Here is a 5,728-nt window from a genome sequence, read left to right on the forward strand (position 1 = left end):
CCGCGACGAACCAGATGACACCGGTGACCGCCGCGAGGCGCGAGGCCTGCCGCCGTCGGTCGGTGCTGCGCCGCTCGGGGACGAGGAACGCCGCGAGGATGAGGAGCCCGAGGGTCGTCGCCGAGGCGAGGTCGCTGACGACGCGAGCGAGGGGCAGCGCCCACCGCACGACCGGGCCCGGGTCGTCGAGCACGAGCGGTGCGAGGACCCCCGACAACGAGGCGGCGACGAGCGTGACGACCAGCCCGACGAGGGTGACGACGGCGACCGGCCCGGAGGCGGTGCGCGTCTCGACGGTGGCGGAGCTCATGCCTGACAGCCTAGGCAGGCGGTGGCACAGTGGTGACCGATGACTCCCTCACCCCCGCTCCTCACCCTCGGCATCGACGTCGACGCGCCCGCCGAGATCGCGTGGGACCTGCTGGTGCGGGTCGACCAGTGGCCGCGGTGGGGCCCGACGGTGCGCCGCGCCGCCGTCGACGGCGGCGGGGTCCGGATCCACGCGGGCGCCACGGGCACGGTGTGGACCAGCGTCGGGCCGGCCCTGCCGTTCCGGGTGGAGGGGTGGCAGGCCGACGGCCCGGTGCGCCAGTGGTCGTGGCGGGTGGCCGGGGTCATGGCCACGAGCCACACGGTCACCGAGAGGGACGGCGGCTGCCGGGTGGAGTTCACGGCACCGTGGTGGGCCCCGGGCTACGCCCCGGTGCTGTGGCTCGGGCTGCGGCGGGTCAGGTCGCTCGCGCGGGCTCGCCGGCCCCGTCCGGGCGGTCCGGCGCCTCCAGCGCCTCCATCGCCTCCATCGCCTCCATCGCCTCCAGCTGGAGACGGCACCACGGGCTGACCTCGCGGGCACCGGTGAGGACGTCGTCCCGGAACCGGGCCCAGTCGGTCCAGGAGTGCTCGACCACCTCGTCGGGGTCCGGAGAGAGTGCCCCGGGGTCGGCGCACGTCGCGACCCAGACGGGGCAGACCTCGTTCTCGACCGTGCCGTCCTCCATCACCGCGCGGTAGCGGAAGTCCGGGAGCACGGCGCGCAGGTCGGTGAGCTCGATCCCCAGCTCCTGGCGCACGCGCCGGCGCACGGCGACGTCGGCCGGCTCGTCCGGGGAGGGGTGGCCGCAGCAGCTGTTGGTCCACACGCCGGGCCAGGTCCGCTTCGACCACGCCCGGCGGGTGACGAGCAGCCGCCCCTGCGCGTCGAGGACGTAGCAGGAGAAGGCGAGGTGCAGCGGGGTGTCCGCGTGGTGCACCTCGTCCTTGGGTGCCGTCCCGATCGCCCGTCCGTCCTCCGCGAGGAGCACCACGCGCTCGACCTCGCGCCCCACCCCCGGGTGGGCGCTCACGCGGGACGCGCCAGCTGGTTGACCGCGGCCCGGAACACGGCCGGGGCCATCCCGGCCGCCGGGACGACGGCACGGCGCACGACGGGGACGCGGGTCGCGGTGACGAGGCCGAGGGTGAGGAGGTCGTGGCGACGACGCACCCCGCGCCAGGCGTGCTCGTAGGAGCTGGGGTCCCCCGACACGACCGCCTCGACGGCGGCCCGCGCCTGCGCCATGCCGAGCGCGAGCCCCTCGCCGGTGAGGGCGTCGACGTAGCCTGCGGCATCGCCCACGAGGAGCACCCGGCCGAGGACGCGTCGGGCGGACCGCTGCCGCAGCGGACCGGCGCCCCGCACGGCGGAACGCGGGCGGCCCGCGATCCGCTCGGACAGGAGCGGGAACTGCGCGAGCAGCTCCTCGAAGGGGCGACGGTGGGCGCTGAGCAGCGCGACCCCCACCTCGTCCGGCCCGACCGGTGTCACGTAGGCCTCGCCGGCGGACGACCAGTGCACCTCGACCATCGAGGTCCACGGGGCGCACTCGACGTGGACCCTCTGGCCGTAACGGCGCAGGGTGGTCCGCGGCCGGTCGAGGCCGAGCAGCCGTCGGACCGGGGAGTGCAGGCCGTCGGCGGCGATGACGTGGCCGACCCGCTCGCCGTCGACGTCGACGTGGTCGGTGCGGTTCTCGAGACGGGTCACCGGGGCCGTGGTGACCTCGACGCCCGCTGCGCGCACCCGCTCGACGAGGGCGGAGTGCAGCAGGGTGCGCCGCACCCCCAGTCCGTTCCCGGACTCGAAGGGCGCGTCCACCTGCCGGTGCCCGTCGACGTAGCGGATGCCCGTGATCGGGTGCCCCTCCACCGGGACGCCGAGCTCGCGCAGGGCGGCCAGCGCCCCCGGCATGAGCCCTTCACCGCAGGCCTTGTCGATCACCCCGGACCGGGGCTCGCGCACGGTGACGTCGAGACCGGCGCGGACGGCATACAAAGCGGTGGCCAGGCCGACCGGACCGCCACCGGCCACGAGGAGATCACGCATCCTGGGCGATCGCCGTCGACGGGAGGGTCGCGAGGGCGGCGTTCTCGGCGCGCAGACGCACCGTGAGGAGAGCGGCGTTGGCGACGGTGAAGACGAGTGCGGTGACCCAGGAGGCGTGGACGAGCGGCAGGGCGACGCCCTCGACGACGACCGCGACGTAGTTGGGGTGCGACAGCCAGCGGTAGGGGCCGGACCGCACCGGCGAGAGCCCGGGAACGACGATGACGCGCGTGTTCCAGCGGCGTCCGAGGGTGGCGATGCACCACCAGCGCAGTGCCTGGGCCGCGACCACGGCGACGAGCATCGACCAGGCGAGCGCGGCGGGCACGTCCGGCCGGCGCACCACCGCCTCGACGAGCATCGCCACGAGGAAGCCGGTGTGCAGGACGACCATGACCGGGTAGTGCCCCTGCCCGGTCTCGACCCCTCCCCGGGACAGGCTCCACGCCGCGTTGCGCCGCGACACGACGAGCTCGGCCAGCCGCTCGACCGCGACGAGGAGCACGACGACGACGAAGACGGTGAGGGTGGTCACGACGCGGCGTCCTCGTCGTCGTCGTCGGTGGCGCGGAGCAGGACGAGCTCCGAGCAGAAGCCCGGCCCCATCGCCATGAGGAGCCCGTGCGTGCCGGGCGCGGGAGGACGCTGCGCGAAGGTGTCGGCGAGGACGTGGAGCACCGACGCCGACGAGAGGTTGCCGATGCGCGCGAGGCTCGTCCGGGTGAGGGCGACGTCGTGGTCGGCGAGGTCGAGCGCGTCGCGGAGTGCGTCGATGACCTTGGGCCCGCCGGGGTGGCACACCCACCAGCCGATGTCCGCGCGGGTGAGGCCGTGCCCGGCGAGGAAGCGGTCGACGTCACCGCCGAGGTGGCGGGCGACGATCGCCGGGACCTGGGCGTCGAGGACGATGCGCAGCCCCGAGGCGCCGACGTCGAAGCCCATGGTGCGCTCGCTGTCCGGGTAGAGGCGGCTGCGGCTGTCGAGGACCTCGACCCGCCCGGCGCCACCCGTGGACCGGGTTCCTCCGGCCCGTCCGGCGCCACCCATGACGACGGCGGCGGCCCCGTCACCGAAGAGGCCGCTCGCGACGATGTTGGCGACGCTGGTGTCGTCGCGCTGCACGGTGAGCGAGCACAGCTCGACGGCGACGAGCACGGCCACGTCGTCCGGGTGGCCGAGGAGGTAGTCATGCAGTCGAGCGACCCCGGCCGCACCCGCGACGCAGCCCAGCCCGAAGAGCGGCACCCGCTTGACGTCCTCGCGCAGCCCGACGACTGCCGCGATGCGCGAGTCGAGCGACGGGACCGCCAGACCGGTGACCGTCGTCGAGATGATGAGGTCGACGTCGGAGGCGGCCAGCCCGGCGCCGGCCAGGGCGCGGAGCATGGCCTGCGCGCCGAGGTCGACCGCATGCTCGATGAACAGGCCGTTGGCCTCGTCGAAGTCGGCGAGGCTCTCGTACTTCTCCAGCGGGAGGACGAGATGGCGCTGCTCGACGCCCGCGTTGGCGTGCACCGAGCGGAGCAGGCGCTCGCTGGCGCCCCGGGCGACGACGACCCGGGCGAAGGCGTCGGTGATCTCTCCCTGGTCGTGGCGGTGGGCGGGCAGGGCGGTCCCCACGGACAGCAGGCGGGTGCTCATGAGGGGCCTCGCTTCGGTCGGACGACTCACCGGACCACCAGGATCGCCACGTCCACGAGCGCGATCCCGACGGCGGACCAGAAGGGTGCCCGGCCGGTGCCGACCAGCGCGAGCCCTGCCAAGCCTGCCACGAGAACGGCGCCCGCCACGGCGGGGACGACGTCCGTCGACCCCGTGGCGAGCAGCGCGACGGTCGCGGCCACGAGGAGCCCCACCGCCAGCACGGTGCTCCGGCGCGCCCCGAGCCGGTGCGGCAGGCCGCGGACACCGGTCACCGCGTCCTCGCCGAGGTCGGGCACGACGTTGAGCAGGTGGGCGCCGACCCCGAGGAGCGCCGCACCCACCGCCACCTCGGCCGGGGCGGTGGACCCGCCGGCGAGGTGGACGAAGACGGGAAGCAGGCCGAACGACACGGCATACGGCAGCCAGGAGAAGGGCGTCGACTTGAGCCAGAGGTTGTAGGTCCACGCCGACGCGACGCACGTGAGGTGCACGCCCCCGGCGAGCAGCCCGCAGGCGAGCGAGAGGACGACCGCGAGGGCGACCGCGAGCGCGCACGCGGCCCGGACGAGCGGCACCGACAGCTCACCGGTCGCCAGCGGCTTGTCCGGGCGGTCCACCGCGGCGTCGCGCACCCGGTCGCGCAGGTCGTTGGACCAGCCCACCGTGAGCTGACCGGCGAACACGGCCGCGGTGACGAGCGCGGCCCGAGCCGGGTCGAGGTCGGCGGCGACCGCGAGGAGCAGGGCGAGCACGGTGACGGCCAGCGCGGGTCCGGCATGGGCGGCCCGCAGCAGGGCCATTGCGCCGGTCGTCACTCCCTCACCCTAGGCAGCACGCCCTACAGTGACGGGATGTCCCTCCACCCGGCCGCTCCCGAGGGCCTCGACGGCCTCACCGCCGCCTACGCCCACACGGTGCAGGCGATCAGCGACCTCGGGCACTCGCTGCGCCCGGGCGACGAGGAGCGGCCGACCGCCTGTCCCGGCTGGACCGTCCTCGACCAGTTCGCCCACGTCGTGAGCCTCGAGGCCTGGGTGCAGGGCGAGGCGGTCCCAGACGTCGACCCCGGCGCCGGGGAGGCCCGCGGCATCACCGAGGTCGTGGACCGCTTCCTCGAGTCGCGGCGCGGACGGTCGCTGGCCGAGCTCCTCGAGGAGCTCGACGGACTCGTCGCCGACCAGGTCCACCACCTCGGCGCCGAGACGACCTCCCCCGACGAGCCGCGGATCGGGCCCTTCGGCCCGACGACGCTGCTCGGCCTCATGGAGAGCCGCGTCCTCGACCTGTGGGTGCACGAGCAGGACATCCGCGAGGCCATCGGGCGTCCCGGCAACCTCGACGGCCCGGCTGCCGCGCACACGGTGCGCGTCCTCTTCGACGCCCTCCCCCGGATCGTGGCCCGCCGGGCCGAGGTGCCGGCCGGCCATGCCGTCATCCTCGACCTCACCGGCCCGGTCGTCGGTCGCGCCGGCGTGCGGGTCGAGGAGCGCGACGGGCGGCCCCACGGCACACCGCTGTTCAGCGGCGACCCCGAGCACCACGTCGACGTCACGACGACGACGATCACGATGTCGACGCAGGCGGCGACGCGCCGGTGCGCCGGCCGGGTGTCCACGGACGACACCCACCACGTGGTGCACGGCGACGAGGAGATCGCGCGCCGGGTGCTCGACGCCCTCGTCATCACGCCCTGACCCACCCCCCTGCCCCCGGCCCCCTGCC

Annotated in this window: 7 protein-coding genes and 1 pseudogene; 2 read left to right on the forward strand and 6 right to left on the reverse strand. The window is 75.2% G+C overall.

Going from position 1 to position 5,728, the window contains the following annotated elements; genetic code table 11:
* Positions 1-310, reverse strand: a pseudogene (locus N801_RS18350) (cytochrome C oxidase assembly protein); the annotation flags it as partial.
* A gap of 39 nt (positions 311-349) precedes the next feature.
* Here N801_RS18350 and N801_RS18355 point away from each other — a divergent pair.
* Positions 350-841, forward strand: a complete 492-nt coding sequence (locus N801_RS18355) for an SRPBCC family protein (protein ID WP_035940758.1) — start codon at positions 350-352, stop codon at positions 839-841.
* Here N801_RS18355 and idi read toward each other — a convergent pair.
* The 5 genes from idi to N801_RS18380 are packed head-to-tail and all read right to left on the reverse strand — an operon-like array spanning position 729 to position 4,821.
* A complete protein-coding gene (idi, locus tag N801_RS18360) occupies positions 729-1,343 on the reverse strand; it encodes an isopentenyl-diphosphate Delta-isomerase (protein WP_439330546.1) in 615 nt (204 codons plus the stop codon). The two genes, N801_RS18355 and idi, sit on opposite strands and share 113 nt — an antisense overlap.
* Entirely contained in the window at positions 1,340-2,362 is a 1,023-nt protein-coding gene (locus N801_RS18365) for an NAD(P)/FAD-dependent oxidoreductase (protein WP_035940760.1), read from the reverse strand. Before N801_RS18365 ends, idi begins: the two co-directional genes overlap by 4 nt.
* A complete protein-coding gene (locus tag N801_RS18370; RefSeq protein WP_035940761.1) occupies positions 2,355-2,897 on the reverse strand; it encodes an isoprenylcysteine carboxyl methyltransferase family protein in 543 nt (180 codons plus the stop codon). Before N801_RS18370 ends, N801_RS18365 begins: the two co-directional genes overlap by 8 nt.
* Complete coding sequence (locus tag N801_RS18375) at positions 2,894-4,003, reverse strand: type III polyketide synthase (protein WP_035940762.1); 1,110 nt, start codon at positions 4,001-4,003, stop codon at positions 2,894-2,896. The genes N801_RS18370 and N801_RS18375 overlap by 4 nt, the downstream gene beginning before the upstream one ends.
* 26 nt (positions 4,004-4,029) lie before the next feature.
* On the reverse strand, positions 4,030-4,821 hold the full coding sequence (locus N801_RS18380) for a UbiA family prenyltransferase (protein ID WP_245618509.1): 792 nt from the start codon (positions 4,819-4,821) through the stop codon (positions 4,030-4,032).
* Between the two features lie 36 nt (positions 4,822-4,857).
* On the opposite strand from N801_RS18380, the gene N801_RS18385 reads away from it, so the two are divergent.
* Positions 4,858-5,700 carry a maleylpyruvate isomerase family mycothiol-dependent enzyme gene (locus N801_RS18385; protein WP_035940764.1) on the forward strand — a complete coding sequence of 281 codons (843 nt, stop codon included), beginning with the start codon at positions 4,858-4,860 and terminating at the stop codon, positions 5,698-5,700.
* Positions 5,701-5,728: the final 28 nt, after the last annotated feature.

The organism is Knoellia aerolata DSM 18566 (genome assembly GCF_000768695.1).
In the GTDB taxonomy this organism is placed as follows: Bacteria; Actinomycetota; Actinomycetes; order Actinomycetales; family Dermatophilaceae; genus Knoellia; species Knoellia aerolata.

Bases quoted from the DNA above. Each gene is read 5' to 3' on its own strand.
- N801_RS18365 (WP_035940760.1), bottom strand. From the start codon at position 2,362: ATGCGTGATCTCCTCGTGGCCGGTGGCGGTCCGGTCGGCCTGGCCACC.
- N801_RS18355 (WP_035940758.1), top strand. From the start codon at position 350: ATGACTCCCTCACCCCCGCTCCTCACCCTCGGCATCGACGTCGACGCG.
- N801_RS18385 (WP_035940764.1), top strand. From the start codon at position 4,858: ATGTCCCTCCACCCGGCCGCTCCCGAGGGCCTCGACGGCCTCACCGCC.
- N801_RS18375 (WP_035940762.1), bottom strand. From the start codon at position 4,003: ATGAGCACCCGCCTGCTGTCCGTGGGGACCGCCCTGCCCGCCCACCGC.